This is a genomic window from Paenibacillus ehimensis NBRC 15659 (genome assembly GCF_004000785.1).
Taxonomy (GTDB): domain Bacteria; phylum Bacillota; class Bacilli; order Paenibacillales; family NBRC-103111; genus Paenibacillus_G; species Paenibacillus_G ehimensis.
In genome coordinates this window covers 79,089-99,187 of record NZ_BILX01000022.1, presented here as the reverse complement: position 1 = coordinate 99,187, position 20,099 = coordinate 79,089, and the positions used below count along the sequence as shown (strand labels likewise).

Annotated in this window: 20 protein-coding genes and 1 pseudogene; 10 read left to right on the top strand and 11 right to left on the bottom strand. The window is 58.4% G+C overall.

Features of this window, described 5'->3' with window-relative positions:
- The 7 genes and pseudogenes from PEH01S_RS35415 to PEH01S_RS15000 all read left to right on the top strand — a co-directional run.
- Nucleotides 1-165: pseudogene (locus tag PEH01S_RS35415) on the top strand (transcriptional regulator); the annotation flags it as partial.
- A gap of 170 nt (nucleotides 166-335) precedes the next feature.
- The gene (locus PEH01S_RS15025; RefSeq protein ID WP_127486378.1) at nucleotides 336-1,214 is read left to right on the top strand and encodes a serine/threonine-protein kinase; all 879 of its coding nucleotides are present in this window, start codon (nucleotides 336-338) and stop codon (nucleotides 1,212-1,214) included.
- Between the two features lie 105 nt (nucleotides 1,215-1,319).
- On the top strand, nucleotides 1,320-1,496 hold the full coding sequence (locus tag PEH01S_RS15020) for a spore coat protein (protein WP_084159430.1): 177 nt from the start codon (nucleotides 1,320-1,322) through the stop codon (nucleotides 1,494-1,496).
- Nucleotides 1,497-1,514: 18 nt separating this feature from the next.
- Nucleotides 1,515-1,877: a spore coat protein gene (locus PEH01S_RS15015; RefSeq protein WP_025845702.1), complete on the top strand. Its 363-nt coding sequence runs from the start codon at nucleotides 1,515-1,517 to the stop codon at nucleotides 1,875-1,877.
- 20 nt (nucleotides 1,878-1,897) lie between these two features.
- Complete coding sequence (locus PEH01S_RS15010; protein WP_025845704.1) at nucleotides 1,898-3,034, top strand: zinc-dependent alcohol dehydrogenase; 1,137 nt, start codon at nucleotides 1,898-1,900, stop codon at nucleotides 3,032-3,034.
- A gap of 34 nt (nucleotides 3,035-3,068) precedes the next feature.
- Complete coding sequence (locus PEH01S_RS15005; RefSeq protein ID WP_025845706.1) at nucleotides 3,069-3,269, top strand: type III PLP-dependent enzyme domain-containing protein; 201 nt, start codon at nucleotides 3,069-3,071, stop codon at nucleotides 3,267-3,269.
- 15 nt (nucleotides 3,270-3,284) lie between these two features.
- A complete protein-coding gene (locus PEH01S_RS15000) occupies nucleotides 3,285-3,581 on the top strand; it encodes a spore coat protein (protein WP_127486376.1) in 297 nt (98 codons plus the stop codon).
- 63 nt (nucleotides 3,582-3,644) lie between these two features.
- On the opposite strand, the gene PEH01S_RS14995 is transcribed toward PEH01S_RS15000, so the two are convergent.
- The 8 genes from PEH01S_RS14995 to PEH01S_RS14960 all read right to left on the bottom strand — a co-directional run bounded on the left by PEH01S_RS14995 (nucleotide 3,645) and on the right by PEH01S_RS14960 (nucleotide 12,797).
- Nucleotides 3,645-4,661 (bottom strand): zinc-dependent alcohol dehydrogenase, encoded by a 1,017-nt coding sequence (locus PEH01S_RS14995; RefSeq protein ID WP_127486374.1) that lies wholly within the window; start codon nucleotides 4,659-4,661, stop codon nucleotides 3,645-3,647.
- A 29-nt stretch (nucleotides 4,662-4,690) separates the two neighbouring features.
- A complete protein-coding gene (locus PEH01S_RS14990; RefSeq protein ID WP_127486372.1) occupies nucleotides 4,691-6,442 on the bottom strand; it encodes a DUF4855 domain-containing protein in 1,752 nt (583 codons plus the stop codon).
- Between the two features lie 63 nt (nucleotides 6,443-6,505).
- Complete coding sequence (locus tag PEH01S_RS14985; protein WP_025845712.1) at nucleotides 6,506-7,387, bottom strand: carbohydrate ABC transporter permease; 882 nt, start codon at nucleotides 7,385-7,387, stop codon at nucleotides 6,506-6,508.
- Nucleotides 7,387-8,316, bottom strand: a complete 930-nt coding sequence (locus PEH01S_RS14980) for a carbohydrate ABC transporter permease (RefSeq protein ID WP_127486370.1) — start codon at nucleotides 8,314-8,316, stop codon at nucleotides 7,387-7,389. Before PEH01S_RS14980 ends, PEH01S_RS14985 begins: the two co-directional genes overlap by 1 nt.
- Before the next feature lie 64 nt (nucleotides 8,317-8,380).
- Nucleotides 8,381-9,727: an ABC transporter substrate-binding protein gene (locus tag PEH01S_RS14975; RefSeq protein WP_127486368.1), complete on the bottom strand. Its 1,347-nt coding sequence runs from the start codon at nucleotides 9,725-9,727 to the stop codon at nucleotides 8,381-8,383.
- A 186-nt stretch (nucleotides 9,728-9,913) separates the two neighbouring features.
- Entirely contained in the window at nucleotides 9,914-10,774 is an 861-nt protein-coding gene (locus tag PEH01S_RS14970; protein ID WP_010495463.1) for a MurR/RpiR family transcriptional regulator, read from the bottom strand.
- 37 nt (nucleotides 10,775-10,811) lie between these two features.
- A complete protein-coding gene (locus PEH01S_RS14965; RefSeq protein ID WP_127486366.1) occupies nucleotides 10,812-11,606 on the bottom strand; it encodes a M55 family metallopeptidase in 795 nt (264 codons plus the stop codon).
- Between the two features lie 60 nt (nucleotides 11,607-11,666).
- Nucleotides 11,667-12,797 carry a mandelate racemase/muconate lactonizing enzyme family protein gene (locus PEH01S_RS14960; protein WP_127486364.1) on the bottom strand — a complete coding sequence of 377 codons (1,131 nt, stop codon included), beginning with the start codon at nucleotides 12,795-12,797 and terminating at the stop codon, nucleotides 11,667-11,669.
- Nucleotides 12,798-13,002: 205 nt separating this feature from the next.
- On the opposite strand from PEH01S_RS14960, the gene murQ reads away from it, so the two are divergent.
- From murQ to PEH01S_RS14945, 3 genes are all read left to right on the top strand, one after another.
- Entirely contained in the window at nucleotides 13,003-13,920 is a 918-nt protein-coding gene (murQ, locus tag PEH01S_RS14955) for an N-acetylmuramic acid 6-phosphate etherase (protein ID WP_025845721.1), read from the top strand.
- A gap of 74 nt (nucleotides 13,921-13,994) precedes the next feature.
- A complete protein-coding gene (locus tag PEH01S_RS14950) occupies nucleotides 13,995-14,960 on the top strand; it encodes a DUF4434 domain-containing protein (RefSeq protein WP_025845723.1) in 966 nt (321 codons plus the stop codon).
- A complete protein-coding gene (locus tag PEH01S_RS14945; protein WP_127486362.1) occupies nucleotides 14,953-15,897 on the top strand; it encodes an ROK family protein in 945 nt (314 codons plus the stop codon). Before PEH01S_RS14950 ends, PEH01S_RS14945 begins: the two co-directional genes overlap by 8 nt.
- A 749-nt stretch (nucleotides 15,898-16,646) precedes the next feature.
- Here PEH01S_RS14945 and PEH01S_RS14940 read toward each other — a convergent pair.
- The 3 genes from PEH01S_RS14940 to PEH01S_RS14930 are packed head-to-tail and all read right to left on the bottom strand — an operon-like array spanning nucleotide 16,647 to nucleotide 20,049.
- Nucleotides 16,647-18,218 (bottom strand): FAD-dependent oxidoreductase, encoded by a 1,572-nt coding sequence (locus tag PEH01S_RS14940; protein ID WP_127486360.1) that lies wholly within the window; start codon nucleotides 18,216-18,218, stop codon nucleotides 16,647-16,649.
- Complete coding sequence (locus PEH01S_RS14935; RefSeq protein ID WP_127486358.1) at nucleotides 18,215-18,970, bottom strand: N-acetylmannosamine-6-phosphate 2-epimerase; 756 nt, start codon at nucleotides 18,968-18,970, stop codon at nucleotides 18,215-18,217. Before PEH01S_RS14935 ends, PEH01S_RS14940 begins: the two co-directional genes overlap by 4 nt.
- Nucleotides 18,967-20,049 (bottom strand): glycoside hydrolase family protein, encoded by a 1,083-nt coding sequence (locus PEH01S_RS14930; RefSeq protein WP_127486356.1) that lies wholly within the window; start codon nucleotides 20,047-20,049, stop codon nucleotides 18,967-18,969. Before PEH01S_RS14930 ends, PEH01S_RS14935 begins: the two co-directional genes overlap by 4 nt.
- Nucleotides 20,050-20,099 lie beyond the last annotated feature (50 nt).

Genomic DNA, 20,099 nt, shown 5'->3' with positions numbered 1-20,099 from the left:
CTGGAGCCCGAGCCGCTGCTCGAATTGAAGCGCTGGCTGGCCTACTACGATAGATATTGGGATAACAAGCTGCTGGCGCTGCAGCGTTTGGTCGAAGGCGACGAAACGGACGATACGCTATCCCTGATAGCTAAGGAACAAGACGGGACCCGTACTGAAGAGTAAGGTTTTACGAGAAGGAGAGGCGCTTCCGGCGGACGGACGCCTCTCTTTCTTATTGCGCTATGCCGACTCGCGGAAAATTTGGATTTACCTAAAGCTTGCCAAGGAAGCGCCAGAGTCATGTGATAAAATGTGGGAGTGCTTTCCTATTATCGAATCCATGGAGGCGTGCCATGACGAATCATTCCGTTACCGTTAGTCTGGACGGCATATCATTCCAACTCAAAGAACCTCACCCTTTCGATTGGCTGCGAGAGCTCGGCCGGGTATTTTGCGTCTTCGACCGGCAGGATTCGGGAAACCTGTCCTTCGGTGTTCAACAGGGGGGCCGCAAGAAGTTCGTAAAGTACGCAGGGGCGCCGACAGTGGCCTTCACCGGAACCCCTCAAGAGGCCGTCACCCGATTAAAGCAGGCTCTCCCGCTTTATGAAGCCTTACATCATCCTCAGCTCATTCGCTTGGAGGAGCATTTTGAAGCAAACAACGGCTATGCGGCCGTATTTGACTGGTTTGACGGCGAATGTCTCCATCCGCACTGGTCCTTTCCCCCGCCGCAAAAGTATACGCACCCGGATTCTCCGTTTTTTCGTTTCAGACAGTTGCCTGTCATAGACCGGCTGCGTTCGTTGGACGATATCTTTTCGTTCCACGTTCATGTAGAAGCCAGCGGATATGTCGCAATCGATTTTTACGACGGCAGCATCCTGTACGATTTCAAAAAGGGCTTGACAAAAATTTGCGATATCGATTTGTACCGGAGAAAGCCTTTTATCAATACGATGGGCAGGCTCTGGGGCTCGTCGCGCTTCATGTCGCCTGAAGAATTCGAGCTCGGCGCGGACATTGACGCACGAACCAATGTCTTTAACATGGGGGCCATCGCTTTCGGCCTGCTCGGAGGCGAACGGGACCGCTCCAATTCGAAGTGGGAAGCGGGCAAGAAGCTGTACGAAGCAGCTCTGCAGGCGGTTCAGCCGGACCGGAACGAACGCTTTGCTTCCGTTGCCGAGTTTTATGCAGCCTGGAATTCTGCCCGCAGCTTCAATCCCTGACGACTGAATGTCCGGGTATAGGCGGAAAATGTTAAGGAAACCCTAACCGTGTACAAGCAACCGGAGGTGATTCCCTTGACCAAACTGACGTTGGCTCCGCATGAGATGATGGAAGTTCACGAGCTGTTTAATTTTAAAACGATCTGTCTGGCCAAATCGAAAATGATGCAGGGACTCGTTTTTGACCAAGAGCTGAAAGCCCTGATGCAAAAAGACGTCGAGCAATCCGTCAAAGCGCTCCAGGATCTGCAAAGCCTTTATCCGGCAACCCCAATTCAATAAACGGCGGTGAACGATACGATGAATAAAGACTACTTGGACCCGATCAATGCCGAAGGCATGCCGAATTTGGCCGACTCCGCGCTTGCGCTCGATTTTTTGCTGGCAGCGAAGACCGGCGTGCGAAACTGTGCGATCGCCCTGTCCGAGACGGCAACGGCCGAGGTCAGAATGCTGCTGCGCCGTCTTTTATCCGAAGCTCTGGATTTGCATGAAGAAATTTCGCAATTGATGATCCGCAAAGGCTGGCTGCACCCCAATCGGGTGAACGAGCAGTTCAAGCTGGATCTGACATCGGCGAAGACGACGATGCAAATCGCCGAAATGCAGCTGTTCCCTAAAGATACTTCCCGCTTAGGCTTGTTCGCGACCCCGGAAAAATAATCCTTGGAGGAGCCTACACCATGAAAGCCGTTACGTATCAAGGCATCAAGAACGTGCAGGTCAAGCAGGTGCAAGACCCTATAATCGAAAAACCGGACGATATTATCGTCAAGCTAACCACCACGGCCATCTGCGGATCGGACCTGCACCTCATCCACGGCATGATTCCTAATCTCCCCACGGATTATATTATCGGCCACGAGCCGATGGGCATTGTGGAAGAGGTCGGTCCCGAAGTAACCAAAGTAAAAAAAGGCGACCGGGTCGTCATCCCGTTTAATGTAAGCTGCGGTGAATGCTACTATTGTAAAAATCAACTGGAAAGCCAATGCGACAATTCGAATCCGAACGGAGACATGGGCGGTTTTTTCGGCTACTCCGAAACGACTGGCGGCTATCCCGGAGGGCAAGCCGAATATATGCGGGTTCCTTATGCCAATTTCGTCCCCTTCCGTCTTCCGGAAAACTGCGAGGTGGAAGACGAGAAGCTGTGTCTGATCGCCGATGTCATGCCGACAGCCTTTTGGAGCGTAGACAACGCCGGCGTGAAGAGCGGGGATACGGTCATCGTGCTGGGGTGCGGCCCGGTCGGGCTGCTGGCGCAAAAATTCGCTTGGCTCAAAGGAGCGAAACGCGTCATCGCCGTCGATTACGTGGATTACCGGCTGGAGCATGCGAAACGGCACAATCAAGTGGAGACCGTCAATTTCGAGCAGGAGGAACATATCGGCAGCCATTTGAAAGAAATGACCCACGGCGGAGCCGATGTCGTCATCGACTGCGTAGGAATGGACGGAAAGATGACCCCGCTGGAGTTTCTAGCATCGGGCCTCAAGCTTCAGGGCGGTTCGCTTGGAGCCGTCGTCATCGCCTCCCAAGCCGTTCGCAAAGGTGGAATGATCCAAATAACCGGCGTTTACGGAGCCCGCTATAATGCCTTCCCGCTAGGAGATATTTTTCAACGGAATGTGAACATCCGTTCGGGACAAGCGCCGGTGATCCATTACATGCCGCAAATGTACAATTTGATTGCGGAGGGCAAGGTAGATCCCGGAGATATCGTTACGCACGTGCTGCCGCTGGATCAAGCGAAGCACGGCTACGAGGTATTCGACACCAAGACGGACGGCTGCATCAAAGTCGTTCTGAAGCCCTGAATCATACCGAATTGAACGTGGAGGATAACCCAATATGAAAAAAACGTATGGTCTGCACGAAACGTTGGATCTGCACGAAATCGCGGCTTTCAAGACGATTTGCATGACCAAATCGGCGACGATGCGGGGTCTTGTTTCGGACGAGGACCTGAGGCAGCTTTTGGATCAGGACGTCGAGCTGTCGACCCGGCAGCTGCAAGAGCTGGATGCTTTGCTGGCCAATGTCAACGTGTAGGAAAGGAGCGGACGCATGAATACGCTGATCAAGAATTTAACCGGCATGGGCACGATGACCGATCAAGTCATTGCTATGGATTTCTTAATCGCAGCCAAAACGGGCATTCAAAACTACGCCATCGCGCTGACGGAAACCGCCAGTCCGGACATCAAAGCAGTCCTGCGCAGGCAGTTGGACGAAGCGATCTCGACCCACGAGCGAATTACGAATTATATGATGCGCAAAGAGTATTACCGTCCGTATCATATTCCTGAACAAATCGAGCTGGACCGGAAAAATATTCAAACGGCGTTAAATCTGCCGACTTAATCCCACCCTTCCAACAAAAAGAGGATTCCCATCGGATATCACGGGAATCCTCTTTCGCCTTCTCTAGGAATCGTAGCGGATCAGCACGCCGAGCGCAGAGGACGCTTCGCGCTTCAGCACCTCATACGCCTCGACGGCGTCGGCCAGCGCGAACTCGTGCGTCATCATCGGCCGGATCGCCAGACGCCCGCTTTCCACGTTGCGGACAAACTCTTGCATATTGCGGCCTTCCGTCCAACGGACGTACGATTTCGGATAGTCCAGCCCCTCTTCCTCGTATTGACGGTCGTAGCGCCCCGGACCGCCTCCGCGGGCGATGACGAAATCCGCTTCCTTCGCGAAGAACAGATCGCGCGAGAATTGAATCGGCACGTTGCCGATCAAAGCGAAGGTGCCGCGAAACGCCAGGTGCTGCATGCACGACTCGATCAGCTGCGGGGACGAGGCGTGCGCGCACAGCGCAATGCTGTCGAAGCCGTGGCCTTCCGTATAAGCGGCAATCCGCTCGGCGAGCAGCGGATCGTCGGCGCGGTGAGCGTCGCCAATGCCGCACTCGGCCGCAAGCTGCAGCCGTTCGTCCTTCATATCGGTAGCGAACACCCGGTAGTTGGCCCGGTCGCCGAGCTGCGCGATCAGCAGGCCGAGCACGCCGAGTCCCGCGACCCATACGGTCTCGCCGAACTGGCGGGCCAGCCTGCGCGTGCTGTGCACGGCCACGGAGCCGAGGCCGACGAACGAAGCTGTCGGCATCGATTCGGGACCGCTCAGCTTCGCGCAGAGCATCTCCGGCACGGACAACACCTCCGCATGATAAACGTAAGGTCCGCCGTAGCAGGCGACGAAATCTCCCGGGCTCAGCCCCTCCACGGCGCTGCCGATCTCCAGCACGGTACCGGCGGCACTGTAGCCGAGCGCGAAGCCGTCCGGGATGGCCGGGTTTGCCAGCAGGCCGAGCTCCGTTCCCGGACTGATCGAAGAGTAATTCACCTTCACCAGGACGCGCTTGGGATGCTCCTTTACGGAGGGCTCAGGCCGGTCTTCGAGGCGTACCCCGCCTTGGCAAGTGACGATCGTTTTCATGCTTCATTCCCCTTTTGCTTCGAAGTTCGTTACTCCGCGTCCTGCTCTTCCTGCTCCAACGTCTGAAGCTCCTGCGGATTCGTTACTTTATATTTGCCCTTCAGGAACTGATACGTAAGGTCGTATACTTCCCGCTCCACCTGCGTTTTGGATTGCGCCGCTTTCAGCAGCGTCTTGACCTGCTGGTAGAAGGCGTTAAGCGACTTTTTCATAAATTTATGCTCTTTGCCGGCATCCAAATACGCGTAGTAGCGGTCGCGCATGTTCTCTTTCGTCAGCACATCGTCGCTCAGCTCGATCTCAACGCCCATGCCGTTGTCGTACGCCGCTTGAGCGATCGTACTCATCCGGTCGACACCGGCTTTCGCATGGAAGAAGTAGTTCGGCTGCATCAGCGCCGTGTCAAAGCCATTGTCCTTCCAGTCGTTCCAGCCCCGGGCAAAATAATACGGAATCCATTGGAATCTCGCGCCCTTCGAACGGACATAATCGCCGGTTTGCTTCACCAACTCATGATCAAGCGTGCTTAACTGATGCGCAATGTACTCGTTATACCAGTAGAACGAAACGAGCTTCAGGTCGCTGTATTGCTTCGCGTTCCAACGTTTGTATACCTCGTCGACGTACCATTTTGTCACCTTCAGCCGGTTTTTCAGCGCTTCCGCCTCTCCGACCTCCTTGACGTTCAGGTTCTCGCTGATGCCGTCGCCATCCACATCGCCGAAATCACTCTGGTCCGTACGCGGATACGGGATCGTGATAACGACCTTCGCCTCATAGTTCTTTTTCGGGAGCTCCAACTTCGCTTCCTTCACCGCTTCATTGAGCGCTCCCAGCTCGTAATCGTCGCGGAACAGACGGTCGAGGAATTTTTCGAAATGCGCTTTGTTGGTCGGTTTTCCCGTCGTCGGCCCGTAATTGGCTCCATCCATCAGGGGAGCGTAAGGCATGAACAGGAAGCCGTCGAACATAAAGTCCTTGCGCTTCATGTCTTGATCCACATAAGAGACGTAAGGCCTGAAATCTTCCTTCTTGAACGAAATCCAGTCGCTTGGCTGGTACTGCCACTCCCCGGTATAGATGAGCACTTCATTGCGGATGCCCCCCGCTTGCTTGGAGCCTGCGCGCGGATATCCTTGATCCGGCTTCGGCGCTTTGTTCGGCTTCAGCTTGTGGCCGGACTTGTCGCGCGTACCCATGACTTCGATCTCATCGACGAACAGCCAGGTCTCCACCGGAATGTCCATATAGACGTAACGGGCGACCGTATTGACGCCGGTTTTGGCGATCGTTTGCTTCACGGGACCTTTTTCCGTCGTCGGGAGCGCGCTTTTGACTGCGCCCAGGTGCTGCCACGCGCTGCCGTTCTCCGAGATCGAGTACGAGATTTCTTCCGGGAAAAAGATACCGTTCGGCAAATCCTGCAGCGTGCTGACCTTAATGTCTTGGATCGTCACCGGCTCGCCCAGATCGAGCTTGAAGGTGCGGTAGCCCTGCCACAGCTTGCCGACATACGCTTTGTCCGAGAAGGCCGTCCCGCCAAAAACGCCGTCCGTCAGCTGCTTGCCGGTATCGTCGGCATGAGCGTCTTCCGTCGGTCCGAAATGGGCGTCGCGCGGATACGGGGTTTCGAACGTATACGGCTTGTTCAACGCCAGATTTTCCAAAGGCGCAGCCGCCTGCGCAGTTTGTTCTGCGGATGCGCCCGCAGCAGGGATGACCATCCCCCCGGCCAGTGCCAAAGACAGAATGGCTGCCGTAACGTTGGATCGTTTTTTCATTTGCTTCCCTCCAATGGAATTCTTTGAATTATGCGATGTATGTGATTTTCCTTGATGCCCTGTCTACTTGAAGCCTGTCAGCGTAATCCCTTGAATGAACTGCTTCTGCACGAAGAAATACAGTGCGATGATCGGGACCGTGAAGAGTGTGGACGCGGCCATCAGAAGGCCCCACGACACCTTGTATTCCCCGATAAACGACCGGAGGCCGACGGACAGCGTCCATTTCTCCGGATCGTTCAAGTAGATGAGCGGTCCCAGAAAATCGCCCCAAGCGTGCAGGAACGTGAGCAGCGCCACGGTATAAAGCGCCGGCCGGGACAAAGGCAGAACCACCTGCCAATAAATGCGGAACTCGGACGCTCCGTCGATTTTGGCCGATTCCGTAAGCTCGTACGGAATGTTCATAAAAAACTGCCGAAGCAGGAAAATATAATAGGCGGCGCCGAAAAAGTTCGGCAAAATGAGCGGCCAGTACGAATCGAGCATGTTCATCTGGTTGAACATGACGTAGATCGGCACCATCGTCACCTGAAACGGCAAAATCATCGTCCCCATCATGACGAAAAACAAGAAGTCGCGTCCGCGGAACGCGATCCGCGAGAAGCCATACGCCACCAAGGGCGAGGCGAAAAGCTGTCCGACCGCGGACAGCACGCAGACGAACACGGTGTTCAGCGTATATTGTATGAATGGAATCGTCTGAACCGCCTGCACGTAGTTCATCCACTGAATTTTGTCCGGCCACCAAACCGTCGGGATCGCGAAAATTTCCTGCTCGGACTTGATGGAGGTGATGAACAGCCAAGCGAACGGAGCCAGAAACAGAAGGCCCGCCAGCGCCAAGCCGATATGCGGCAGCACGGTTTTGCGGATGTTGCGCATGCCCTGCTTCTTCCGGACCCCTGCCCCCGAGCCGGAACGGGCGATCATCGTCTGCGCCATTATTTCTCACCTCCATAGTACACCCAACGGGCCGACGAGCGGAAAATAAGCAGCGTCAAGCCAAGCACGATCGCGCACAAGATCCACGCCATGCTGGAGGCGTATCCCATGTTCAGGAACGAAAAGGCGGTTTGGTACAAATAAATCGCATAGAACAGCATGGAGTTTTCCGGCCCGCCCACCGATTGGGACGCTTCCGCAAAAATAAGTCCCTGCGTGAAAAACTGAAACGAGTTGATGAGTCCGTTGATCAGCAAAAACAGCGTCATCGGAGAAATGGCCGGCAGCGTGATGTGGCGGAAGCGGCTCCACCGGCCGGCGCCGTCGATTTCGGCGGCTTCGTAAAATACCTTCGGCACGTCCTGCAGCGCCGCCAAGTACATGACCGTCTGCGTGCCGGTGCCCCAGAAGCCCATCAGCACCAAGGCCGGCTTCGTCCACATCGGGTCGACGAGCCAGTTCGGCTCGACGATGCCGAGGGCGCCCAGCAGCTTGTTGACGAGCCCATATTGTGCGTTGAGCAGCCACATCCACAGCAGAGAGCTGGCTACGGCAGGCACCAGCGTCGGCAGGAAGTAGATCGTGCGATACAGCGACTGCCCGCGTACGCTCATATTGAGCAGCATCGCCATGCCGAGGGCGAACGCCAGATGCGGCAGCAGACCGAACACGGTGATGTAGACCGTATTGTACATCGACAAATAAAATTTTCTGTCCGCGAACAGATTCTTGTAATTTTGCAGACCTACCCATTCGGGCTTGGAAAACAAGTTATATTCCGACAAGCTATAATAAAACGACATGGCAATCGGATAGAGTTGAAACAAAAGAAAGCCGGCGATCCACGGACTGATAAATAGTAATCCCGTCCATAACGCTTTATTCCTCCGGTGTCGGAATCCGGCCGTTGCGGCAGCGGCGCGAGCCATTGCGGCCTCACTCCCTTCGTGTCAGATTCATCGAAGGGGGAAGGTTCCCCCCTCCGGCGCCCTGCTATTTGCTCTTCGCCTTGTCCGCAAGCGGCTGGATTTTGGCTGTGACGCGGTCCATCGCTTCCTGCGGCGTCACCTGTCCTTTCAGCGCTTTTTCCGTTTCTTCGGTCAGCGCCTGCAAATATTCGTTAATGTAGACGCTGTTCGGGAACCCTTGCAGCGTTTTGCTTTTCGCCCGGTCATAGAAATCAAGCATCATGACCAGCTTTTCGTTCTTCCGCAGCTTCGGATCGTCAAGTGCCGGCAGCCAGCTCGGGATCGTCTTCGACTCGATCGAGAATTCCACCTGCGACTCCTGGCCGATCAAATATTGCATGAACTCCCAAGCTTCCTCCGGATGCTTCGCCTTCTTCGGAATAAACACCGCGCGCGGTCCGACCATCCCGGAGCCTTTCAGATCGGGCCGGTCCGCAGGATACGGGAACGGAGCGATGCCAATCGGCCCGTCAGGCTTCCGTTCGTCCGGGAAGTTGTACTCCCAGCCGATCATCATTGCCAGCTTGCCGGTCAGCAGCGGATCGTTCGGCGTCCCCCGCTGTCCCATGCCGGAGCGGAATTTGCCGATCTGGTCCATGCCGAACTCCTCATAAAATTTACGCTGGTAGGCGATCGCCTTGACATTCGCTTCCTGGTTGGCGGTGATTTTCCCGTTCGCATCCACCCAGCCGCCGCCGAAAATGATCGGCCAGAATACGTTATCGATCCACGGATAATCCGGAATGAAGCCGATTTGCGAGATCGTACCGTTCTCGCGCTTGGTCAGCTTTTTGGCGGTATCGAACAGCTCTTCAAGCGTTTCCGGCGGCTTCGCAATGCCCGCATCCTGGAACGCTTTCTTGTTGTACATGAGCGTGCTGGCCATACTGACCGTGAACGGCAGCGCGTAATATTGATCGTTCACCTTCATCCGTTCCAACGCCGCCGGGATAAAGTTCGCGGTATCGAGCTTGCTCTTCTTGAGGTAATCGGCAAGCGGCAGCACCGCGCCGGCATGCGCCCACGGACCGATATTGTTCCAGTACGTCAGCGCGACGTCGGGCGGATTCCCCCCGGAAATCGCCGTGAGCTGCTTCGTCGCGTCCTGGTTGCCCAGCACCTTGACCGTGATGCGATCCTGGCTCTTGTTGAACGCCTCGACCCGCGCGGTGATCGGACCGGCGTCTTTGTCGGTCCAAACGTGCCAGAAGGTGATCTCCACCTTTTCCTTCGGCTTGCCGCCTGCGGCATCGGTCTTGCCCGCGCCGTCGGCTTGAGGCTTCGCGGTCCCGCCGGAGCACCCGGCCACCCCGGCCACTGAGGCCAGAATGAGGGAAAACACTGCGACACCTGCTCTGTTAAACGCTTTCATTTGTGCCACCTCCATCATGTCTCAGGTGGATCTCTCTACTCCGATTCGTTTGTTTATCTTTATTCTTTGTTTCGTTTGGGAAAGCCGAAAAAAGAAAATCCCCCCTTCATGCTGTCCTCTAACTAAACTATACAACATTCAGGCGGAGATTTCCTCCTTTTTTATTTAATTTTATGAATTTATTTTCTAATACAATTTATCGACTACGGATTTGGCCGTTTTCTCGATCGCTTGGAACGCTTCTGCTTTGCGCCGCAGAGCCACAATGGTGGATAAAATATCGAGCACGTGAATTTGTGCGAGCTTGGAAGCGAATGCCCCTCCCTGCAGCGGTGTTTCCTTTGACGAAGCGAGTAGTACGGCGTCGGCATATTGGGTAATGGGCGAGCGCGCATGATTCGTCAAGCAGACGATGGTGGCGCCATTTTCGTTCGCGATCCGAACGGCATCGACCAAATCCTTCGTGCTTCCCGAGGTCGAAATTCCGACCACCACGTCATCCGGCCCCGTCAAAGCGCAGTTCATCGTGATGATATGGGCATCGTTCGCGCAGAAAGCTTGGAAGCCCAGCCGCATGAAGCGGTGCTGCGCATCCATGGCCGTTACGCCGGACGATCCGACGCCGAAAAAGAAAATCCGTTTTTTGGACAGCAGCGCATCGACCGTTTTTTGCAGCTCTTTTTCCTGCAGGAGGCTCATCGTGTCTTTCAAGGCCTGACTGTTGCTGGACGTGATTTTCTGGGCAATTTCGCCGATCTTGTCGTTCTCGTCAATGGCTCCGTGCACGTTCTCGCTCGGGCTGACGAGGTCTTGGGCAACCGCCAGCTTAAACTCCTGGTAGCCGCGAAAACCGAGCTTCCGGCAAAACCGCAGCACGGTCGTCTCCCCCGTCGCGGCCATCTCGGCCAAGTCGGTGACGGAGCTGTACACCACTTTTTCTTTATCCTGCAGAACGACGTCGGCAACCTTCTTCTCGGCCTTCGTCAGCGAGTTGTAGTTGCTTTCGATCCACAGCAGCGCCTTGGCGCCGATTGACTGTTTGTTCATAAAAAACCACCTTTTTTATCGTATTCGTTTCATCGTTTTAGAAGGCTGCCGCCAGCAGTCCGGTTAAATGGTCGGCTTCGTAGACGGCGGTCAGCCCGTCCGTCCTCTTGGCTGTGATCCCGTCATATCTGCGCGCATCGGCCTGTTCGGTATGAAGGAAACGGATGGTCAGCTCGTACGGCCCGTCAAGGCGGAGCGGCTTCGGACGGTTCCCGTTCTCTACGGCACGGCGCACCGCTGCCTGCAGCTCGCTGCGTACCCGCTGCGGCGCTTTCATCAAGGCGGCGTGCCGGCCGAGCGCCGTCTTCGTCTCGTACGCGACGACGCCGGGAAGCTCGTCTGCCGCTTCCGCACACGTTTTGTCGTCGCCGGAGACGAACAGCACCGGGACGCCCTGCAAGCCGAACAACAGCCCATCCAGCCCGATTTCGCCGATCGGCCGGCCGTTCAGCCGGAGCGACTGCCAGCCCTGCGATGTCATCGTATGGTCACGTACGGCCAGAGGCGTCCCCCCCATCGCATGGTACCCGATCAGCAGCGCGCCGTCAAACGTTTCGTCAAGACCGGGAAACCGGTTCTCGACCCGGGTCGCGCCCATCACGTAGTCCGCCCCCGGATGCAGCAGCTCGGGAATGAAGTTGAAGCCGCTCCCGTGAGCGTCCTTCACGATAATCCGGGTCGCACCCGCCGCCAGCAGCGCATCCGTCACGGCGTTCGTCTCCAGCGTCAGCAGCCGCCGCGCCTCTTCGTACAGCGGCTCTCCTCTTACCAGTTGTTCCCTCAGCGTTACGCCGGCAATCCCTTCCATATCGCAGCTGACGTAAAATTTCATGCGATGCTCCCCTTTGCTTTTAGTGATGGCAACGGGCGGCTCGTTCAATGGCGGCCCTGCTTACATAGCGTCGGCGGCGTATTCCTGCAGCTTGCTTTCCGAGATGCGGCAGCCGATCCCCGGGCCTTCCGGCAGGACGACTTCGCCGTTCCGAATCGGCCAGTCTCCTTCGACGGCGTCGTCCTTCAGGAACATCGGTCCGTTCAGGTCGACCGGGTCCGCCAGCTCCAAATAACGGAACAAGTGTGCGGAAGCGACCAGCCCGAGCTTCGATTCCGTCAGCCCGCCTCCGAGCAAGCCGAGCCCGCTCTCGCGGGCGATTTCCCCGCACAGCTTGGCGCCGCGAAGTCCGCCCATCTTCGTCAGCTTGATGACAATGGTATCGCAAGCTTCGCTGCGCAGAGCTTCCAGAACGCCGGTTGGCGACCAGACGCTCTCATCGAGCGCGATCGGGATGGATACCTTGCGGCGCAGCTCGGCATGACCGTGGAGCTGATTGGCCGGCAGCGGCTGCTCAAGCACGTCGACGCCGATGCGTTCGAGGCCTTTGGCCAGCTGAATCGCTTGCGTGAGGCGGTAAGCCTGATTCGCATCGACGCGAAAAAATAAATTCGGCGCTTCCTGCTTCACCGCCGCAACGATATCCAGATCGTTCGCCGGATTCAGCCCGATTTTCACATCGACGCCGGCGTAGCCTTCCGCCACGGCCTCCCGCGCTTTACGCGCGGCTTCCTCCGGATTGTCGGTGCTGATCAGATAAGACAGGCGGACCGGCTGCGAGGAGCCCGACTGCCACAGCGCTGCTATCGGCAGCCCGTAGCTGCGGGCGATCAGATCGTGAAGCGCGGTATCCACGGCCGCCTTGGCGATCGGCTGGCCCGGATGAAGGCTTCCTGCGAGCTCGCGGTTCATCCTACGGTGAACGGCCGTTAAGTCGTCGGCGCGCTGCCCGAGCAGCACCGGCTTCAGGTAGTTGGAAACGGCGCTGCATACGGATTCGGGCGTCTCGTAGCTCCAGCGGGGACTCGGGCGGGCTTCCCCCCAGCCTTCGACGCCGTTGTCTCCCGTGATGCGGACATAAACATGCGGCGCCCCAGCGGATGCGGCCCCGACCGTTCCTTGGGAAATACGGAACGATTGCTTCATCGGGAGGCGGAGCGGGAATATGTCAATGGAAGAAATGCGGATCATGGCAGAAACCTCCTTCGTTTGCGAATGCTGGTTCCATTATACTATACGCAATAGAGATTATCTTCATTTTTTTGGTCCAATGAGGAATTTTCCTCCGAAAAAAGGTTTACGGGAACCATTTGCTCCTTATATAATGGAATTGATCTCCATACTTAGCTTTATTTAAGGAGCTTTTTTTCAAATTGAACCGGATGGCAGGTGACCTATGAACGCGCACGAGACGGACCGGCTCGAAACCGAAACCCGGGACCCGCAAGCTCCCGAACTGGATTTGATGTCAACAGCGGACTTGGTCCGCTATATGAATGAAGCCGACCGGTCGGTGCCCGGCCATGTCGGAGAACGTCTGCCCGACATCGTCGCAGCAGTGAACGTCATCGTCGAAGCGATCCGCGGCGGCGGCAGGCTGTTCTATGTCGGAGCGGGAACGAGCGGCAGGCTCGGGCTGCTCGATGCCTACGAATGTCCGCCGACCTTCGGCACCCCGCCCGACCTCGTGCAAGCCGTCATGGCTGGAGGGAGCGGCATGCTGCAGGCCGACGAAGCCGCCGAGGACCGTGCGGAAGGCGGCGCGGAGGATCTCGAAGCCCGCGGGCTCTCGCCCCGGGACGTCGTCGTCGGCATCGCCGCCAGCGGCCGGACGCCTTACGTCGCCGGCGCACTGCGCTACGCGCGCAAGGTCGGCGCCGCTACCGTTGCCGTGAGCTGCGTTCGCGGCTCGCTGATCGGCTCGCTGGCCGACACCGCAATCGAAGTGCCGGTCGGACCGGAGGTTGTCACCGGCTCGACCCGATTAAAAGCGGGCACGGCGCAGAAGCTGGTGCTGAACATGCTCAGCACCGTAACGATGATCCGCCTCGGCAAGGTGTACGGCAACCTGATGGTCGACATGCAGCCGACGAACGGTAAGCTCCAGCGCCGGGCGGAGCGAATCGTCGAGATGGCGACCGGCGTCAAGCCGGAAGCGGCGGCGCACACGCTGCGGCAGACGGGCGGCGACGTGAAGACCGCCATCGTGATGCTGCTCGGTCCGGCTCCGGATGCCGGACAGGCAAGCCGCCTGCTGCGGCAGGCGGGCGGCAGCGTGCGGGAGGCGCTCCGGCTCGCACGGGAGGAAGCCTGATCTGCGTGCGGAGCGGTGAGCGATCCAAGTCTAACGCATACACCCCCTATTTCAAGCAAAGCGAGGAACGGCCGATGAAACCGATCACGGGCACGTGGTTTGATTTTTACCATTGCAATCCGTATGAAGGCGACACCTGGAATGCGGCGACCCAGCAGTTTACAGCACATGATTGGGAGCTGAAAATGACGGAAATGGCGGAAGCCGGCATGGACACCTTCGTCCTGCTCAGCGTGGCGCTGTACGGCAAAGCGTTCTACCCGTCGGAAGTGATGCCTTGGCGCTGGGATACCGTCTGCCCGGATCCGCTCGAAGCGGTACTGGCCGCAGGAGATAAGCTGAACGTCTCGCTCTATCTCGGGCTCGGCTTTTTCACGACGCCGATTATGGGCCAGCTGTCGCTCGACGGCGACTATTCCCGCCTGCGCATCGATGTCGCGAAGGAGCTGGCGGAGAAATACGGCCACCATCCATCCTTTGCCGGATGGTATTTCCCTGTGGAAGCGGCAATCCGTGAATATTTTCCGGACAATTATATCGCTTATGCGAACGAGCTGGCCGATCGGTGCCGCAAGCATGGCCCGGACAAAGTGCTGATCGCGCCTTACGGCACCCGCACGGTTAAAGCGGACGACCGTTTCGTCGCGCAGCTTCGTTCGTTAGAGGTCGATTATATCGCCTATCAGGACGAGCTCGGCGTCAACCGGACCACCCACGAGGAGGCGAAGCGAACGTTCGCTTCCCTGCGGGAAGCGCATGACCGTGCGGGTAAGCCTCTATGGGCGGACGTGGAGTTATTCCGTTTTCAAGGGAAGGTGCTCTACCCTCCCTCCTTCGAACGGATCGAACGGCAGCTGCAAACCGTATCTCCTTGGGTGGACAAAGTGCTTGGATATCAATATTTGGGCATGATGAACAAGCCCGGCAGCCCGGTTCATGCAGGACATGAATCGTCCGTCAAGCTATACGAAGACTATATGGCGTTTCTGGACCGGCATGGTCTGCGTACGCCTGGCAAGGAGCGTTCGTCTCATGCGTAAGGTTGTATTGGGTATTGACTTGGGCGGCACGAACATCAAAGCGGGGATTGTCGACGATGGCGGCGAGGTCTTGAAGCATATGGTGACCCCGACTCAAGCCGAGCAAGGACGCGATGCGCTGCTGGGCAGGCTGCGCGCCATCATCGAAGATTTTCGGGCGCACTCCGCAACGGCCGGACTACTGCCTGCGGGCATCGGCATCGGCACTGCCGGCTACGTCGAGCCGCTGAGCGGCCGGGTCGCCTATGCCACGCCGAACCTGCCGGGCTGGACCGGGCTGCATCTGCGCGAGGCCTTGGAGCAGGCATCCTCCCTGCCGGTCGCCGTCGCGAACGACGCGCACGCGATGGCCGTCGGCGAAGCCTGGCTCGGAGCCGGACGGCCGTACCGCGACTTCATCTGCGTCACGCTGGGTACCGGCGTCGGCGGCTCGCGGGTTATTGACGGCCGGCCGGACTACGGCGGCAGCGGCTTTGCCGGAGGCTTCGGCCATATGGTTACCGCTTGGGGCGGGCAGCCCTGCAACTGCGGCCTGTCCGGCTGCTACGAGCAGTACGCCTCGGTAACGGCGCTGCTTCGGCTTGCCGCCGAAGCGGGACTTCGCCGCGAAGAGCTGCCGGACGGGGCCAAATCGATTTTTGACTTGGCGTCGGCAGGACATTCTGCCGCCTCGGCCGTCATCGAACGGTACGCCGAATACGCGGCGGTCGGACTTATCAGCCTCGCGCATGTGCTGAATCCGCAGGCAATCGTGCTCGGCGGAGCCGTCACCGCCCAGGGCGACGCGCTGCTGGGACGGATCCGCCGGATCGTCCGCGAGCGCGCCATGCCGGTATACCGCGAAACGCCGATCGTCGCGGCTGAGCTCGGGAACGCGGCAGGCGTGGCCGGAGCCGCCAAGCTTGCATGGGACCGGCTGAGCGGCAACAACTTTTAAGAGCGCTTCATATATGCTTAGAGGAACTGGCATGCGCTATTCCAGCCCAATAGGTCGGAAAAATCGTAATAGCGCACCCGTAATGACTTATCGCCACCGTCCCGAGGGAGTATAACTTTTTTTCGACACACTTAAAGCACCTGATCTCCTCTATGCTCCCGCAATCGTTCTAAAGCTTCGCATAGCGCACCGCTGTTCCTTTATTTTAAGCCCTTGACGGACCAACTTTTTGTTGGTCCGCTTCGTAATTCTTTTGAACGATGTCCAAGACAAGAAAAGGCGAGCCTTTCCAACTTATGCAGCGGTAAAGGCTCTCCCTCTTTCGAATGAGTGGCTGTGAGCTGTCGGGCACAGAATAGAAGTTTGATCAAAAAACGGCGGGGATGAAATTGTCGTTGTTTACATGATTAATATTGTTAATAATTCATCTCATTAATCATATGGCCCCATATTTGTACGCCATGATCTTCCCATTAAAAAATGCACTGTCGTTCGTTTGCTTAGCAGACAACCGTCAACAGGCCTGCATATCTTCACGCCACGATAGCTTCATCGTCATGGAACCTGATCTTCCAACATGCAGCGCTGCCAATGCACGCCGCAAGAGGCGCGCATTGGGATAGCAGACCGGCAATGGCTAACCGCTTGTCTAAGCGGCCCGCTCCCCCTATCGCTTCACCATTCGATAAACGGCCTGCAACAAGCGCCAGCTGGTCCCTAATGACCCGCCGCCGTCCCGTGCCACACTGCTACACCGGCCCCATGACGGGCCACGCCAGCTCCACGCCGCGCTGGACCAGCGCGTTTTGAAAATCGGCAAGCCTCGCCGAGTCGCGGCGTACTTGACGCGGCGAAACTCCCCGCCGCAAGCAGTAAGCGGCCAGCGCTCCGGCAGCTTCGCCGATATTCCATTCCACCGGATGCAGGCGGTAGCAGCCGTTCGTCAAGTGCGTGACGCCGATGTTTTTGCAGGCGGGCAGCAGGTTGTCCATCCGTACGGGAATCAGGCTGCCGAGCGGAATTTGAAACGGCAGGCTCGGGATATAGAAGCCCTCGCGGCCGCCTGTCGTCGGGTGCAGATCGATGCGGTAGCTGCCGATGCCGACGCTGTCGTGGAACGGCTCCGCACCGTACGCTCCGCGAAGCTCGGGGCTGATATGCTGCTCCTTGACCGTAAATTCCGCCCGGATGCGGCGGGATTCACGGATATACGGCGCCTTGGCCAGTCCGTCCGCCGTCCCCGTCACATCGCCGCGCAGCCGCAGCCCCGGATACCCGCTGCCGCCGTCAGGCCGGGGCGCTTCGGTTTGCAGCCAGTACAGCAGACTGAGACTCAGCTGCTTTGCCCCTTCCAAATGCCGCAGCCTCTCTTCCTCGGGCACCTCATAGACACTTCCGAGCCAGTAGTCGTTCTGCGGCCAGTTGACGAGGGTCAAGTCGCTGTCGAACGCCCCCGGCGCAAACTGCGTCCGGTCGGCGATCCGCCGGTAGTCCCATAACGAAAAAGCGCCGGTCTCGGGAAACAGCGAAAAGCGTTTTACCGCCTCGTTCGTTTTTAGCGGCGTCCAACTGAACATCCGGTCCCGCTGAAACGGAGCCTGATAACTGCGCCAGAACTCGTACGCCGCCGGTTTCTCGATTGTATGGTCCTCCCCCTCGCGGTAATCGAGAGCAAAGCACCACGTCACCGATTGAATATCCAGTGGCTCCGGTTCCCCTTCGAGCGCATGCGGTTCTCCGGTATCCCGGCGCGATTCGGCTCCCGTCACATATTCGGTGCCGGTTAACGGCAGCAGGTCGCCGCATTCCGTCGCGTCGAGCACATACCGCGCTTCGACGACGAGACGGTCGCCGGACGGCGTATGCTCCAGCGTGACGGAGCGAACCGTATCGCCGTCCGTATCCGCCGCGGTCGGGCGAACGTTGAGCAGCAGGGTGATTCGTCCCGCATGGATATGCGGGGCGAGCATATCCTGCAGCACGGACAGAGCGACGCGCGGGTCGCAGGACAAGCGGCTGACGCTGGCCGCGCCCGGATTGAACCGGTCGCTGCGCATCGCTTCCGCTGTCAGCGGATAGTTCGCTTTGTAATACCCGCGAACGCGGTTGCGGAACTCCCGGTACTTGCGGGTACAGCCGAACTGTTCGATCCAACGGTGCTCATCCGCCGGAACGGCTTGACTCGTGAACTGTCCGCCGATCCAATCCGTCTCCTCCGTCAGCACGATCCGCAGCCCGGCTTCCGCCGCGGCCAGCGCTGCGGCGCAGCCGCCGATTCCGCCGCCGATCACGGCAATGTCACATCCGTACTGCCGGTTCATGAGCCGGACCTCCCTTGCGCCTCGCCCTGACCGCTACCGCTTCCGGCAGCAGCCGGCTTTGCATCCAGCCGGCGTTTGACCGCCTCGGCGAAGCGCTGCGTGATGAGCTGCGGGCGGGTGATGGCCCCGCCGACGACCACGAACGTCGCTCCCGCTTCGATCGCCGCGTCCGCTTCTTCCGTGCTGAAGATGCGCCCTTCCGCGGCAAGCGGAACGGTCAGCCGGGCGGACAACCGCCGGACCAGCTCCAGGTCCGGCTTCTTCGTCTGCGGGCTGTACAGCGTATAGCCAGACAATGTCGTCGAGACGATGTCGAAGCCCAGCCGCTCGGCGGCGAGCCCCTCCTCTTCCGTGGACACGTCGGCCATCGCAACCGCTCCCGCTTCGCGAATCCGCTCGAGCAGCGGAACAACGCGCTCCAGCCGGCCTTCCCGGTTCGTCACATCGAGCGCGACGATATCGGCTCCGGCCGCCAGCACCGCCTCCACGTCTTCCAGCTCGGGGGTAATATAGATCGCCGAGCCCGGAATATCCCGCTTAAGCAGGCCGATCACGGGCAGCCGTACCGCAGCCTTGATGCTGCGGATATCATCTGCGCCATTCGTGCGGATCGCCACCGCTCCTCCGATAACCGCCGCCTCCGCCATGCGGGCCATAAGCCCTTCGCCATACAGCGGCTCCCCCGGAAACGCCTGGCACGATACGATCAAGCCGGGCGGCATCGGCAGCCGCTTTGGACCGATAGATGTCATTGGTTTTCCCTCCCGGTGCCCCAAGAATCGTCCAGCTTCATGGAGGCCAAAATACCGGCAAACGTCGCCGCTTTCCGGAACGTCGTGCTGACCGGAGCCCGCTCCGGATCGTGCTGCAAGCCTTTCGGCGTGAACACCGACCGGCCCTCGCGCGCCAGCCGGTCGTTCAGCTTCTTTAACCGGCCTTCGGCGTAATCGCGGGCTTCGGGGAGATGGGCGTAACGAGTGAACGCCAAATCGATCTCCCACACATTGCTCCAATCCCTGCACCACCACGGCGCTTCGTTGCCATCATGCGGCCCTTCCTTCATGGCAGCCAGCATCCGGCGCACCGCCGCTTCCGCCGTCTCCTGCCACTGCCGCTGCAGCTCCTGCGGGAGCAAAGGCAGCGCCGTGGCGGCAAAGGCGACGATAATGCCCTGGTAGCTGACGCTGTTGCCCATCGCCACACTTCCGTCCCAGTGCTCGATATAAGGCCACCAATCGGGCTCGTGCTTGCCGAACCGCTCGATCAAGTGGCGGAATACGCAGACGGTCTGCTCCAGCAGGCGGGCATCCCCGGTCAGCTCGTAGGCCCGCGCGAACGTATGCGCCGCATACATATCCCCGTTCAGCACGTCGTGATGCCGCGCATTCGGATTTTTATAGACAGCCCCGGGCTTCTCCGCCGCGACTTCCGTGAGCAAATAATGGGCCGACCGGATCAGGCATTCCTTCGCTTCCTCCGAGCCGGTATGACAGTGCAGCAGGTACAGGCTGTTCGCCACCGCGCCGATCTCCGCGATGTCGACCGTTTCCGGATCGCCGTGCTTGACATAATAGGGCTGGCCGAACGCCCCGTCCGGCCGCTGCCGCTGGAGCACGTTCGCCGCTAAGCGCGAAGCGGTTGTAAGTCCGTCTCCTCCATGGAGACGATAATCTAAGACGTAGAAGGCCGCAGCCTGTCCCGTCGTGCAGCAGCTCGCCAAAGCGCCGAGCTCGTCATCCCGGATGCCGAGACTGCCGTCCGCCTGCGGTTCCAGCAAATCCGTAAAATAGTCTCTTAAGGTTCGAACCAATGATGAAACGATGGAATCCATGACTCACTCTCCTCTGACTGCATTCTCCATTACTATATCATAAAATGGAG

What these genes read in the sequence shown, in the direction of transcription:
- PEH01S_RS15025 (WP_127486378.1), top strand. Translation starts at nt 336, where the DNA reads ATGACGAATCATTCCGTTACCGTTAGTCTGGACGGCATATCATTCCAA.
- PEH01S_RS15020 (WP_084159430.1), top strand. Translation starts at nt 1,320, where the DNA reads ATGATGGAAGTTCACGAGCTGTTTAATTTTAAAACGATCTGTCTGGCC.
- PEH01S_RS15015 (WP_025845702.1), top strand. Translation starts at nt 1,515, where the DNA reads ATGAATAAAGACTACTTGGACCCGATCAATGCCGAAGGCATGCCGAAT.
- PEH01S_RS15010 (WP_025845704.1), top strand. Translation starts at nt 1,898, where the DNA reads ATGAAAGCCGTTACGTATCAAGGCATCAAGAACGTGCAGGTCAAGCAG.
- PEH01S_RS15005 (WP_025845706.1), top strand. Translation starts at nt 3,069, where the DNA reads ATGAAAAAAACGTATGGTCTGCACGAAACGTTGGATCTGCACGAAATC.
- PEH01S_RS15000 (WP_127486376.1), top strand. Translation starts at nt 3,285, where the DNA reads ATGAATACGCTGATCAAGAATTTAACCGGCATGGGCACGATGACCGAT.
- PEH01S_RS14995 (WP_127486374.1), bottom strand. Translation starts at nt 4,661, where the DNA reads ATGAAAACGATCGTCACTTGCCAAGGCGGGGTACGCCTCGAAGACCGG.
- PEH01S_RS14990 (WP_127486372.1), bottom strand. Translation starts at nt 6,442, where the DNA reads ATGAAAAAACGATCCAACGTTACGGCAGCCATTCTGTCTTTGGCACTG.
- PEH01S_RS14985 (WP_025845712.1), bottom strand. Translation starts at nt 7,387, where the DNA reads ATGGCGCAGACGATGATCGCCCGTTCCGGCTCGGGGGCAGGGGTCCGG.
- PEH01S_RS14980 (WP_127486370.1), bottom strand. Translation starts at nt 8,316, where the DNA reads ATGGCTCGCGCCGCTGCCGCAACGGCCGGATTCCGACACCGGAGGAAT.
- PEH01S_RS14975 (WP_127486368.1), bottom strand. Translation starts at nt 9,727, where the DNA reads ATGAAAGCGTTTAACAGAGCAGGTGTCGCAGTGTTTTCCCTCATTCTG.
- PEH01S_RS14970 (WP_010495463.1), bottom strand. Translation starts at nt 10,774, where the DNA reads ATGAACAAACAGTCAATCGGCGCCAAGGCGCTGCTGTGGATCGAAAGC.
- PEH01S_RS14965 (WP_127486366.1), bottom strand. Translation starts at nt 11,606, where the DNA reads ATGAAATTTTACGTCAGCTGCGATATGGAAGGGATTGCCGGCGTAACG.
- PEH01S_RS14960 (WP_127486364.1), bottom strand. Translation starts at nt 12,797, where the DNA reads ATGATCCGCATTTCTTCCATTGACATATTCCCGCTCCGCCTCCCGATG.
- murQ (WP_025845721.1), top strand. Translation starts at nt 13,003, where the DNA reads ATGAACGCGCACGAGACGGACCGGCTCGAAACCGAAACCCGGGACCCG.
- PEH01S_RS14950 (WP_025845723.1), top strand. Translation starts at nt 13,995, where the DNA reads ATGAAACCGATCACGGGCACGTGGTTTGATTTTTACCATTGCAATCCG.
- PEH01S_RS14945 (WP_127486362.1), top strand. Translation starts at nt 14,953, where the DNA reads ATGCGTAAGGTTGTATTGGGTATTGACTTGGGCGGCACGAACATCAAA.
- PEH01S_RS14940 (WP_127486360.1), bottom strand. Translation starts at nt 18,218, where the DNA reads ATGAACCGGCAGTACGGATGTGACATTGCCGTGATCGGCGGCGGAATC.
- PEH01S_RS14935 (WP_127486358.1), bottom strand. Translation starts at nt 18,970, where the DNA reads ATGACATCTATCGGTCCAAAGCGGCTGCCGATGCCGCCCGGCTTGATC.
- PEH01S_RS14930 (WP_127486356.1), bottom strand. Translation starts at nt 20,049, where the DNA reads ATGGATTCCATCGTTTCATCATTGGTTCGAACCTTAAGAGACTATTTT.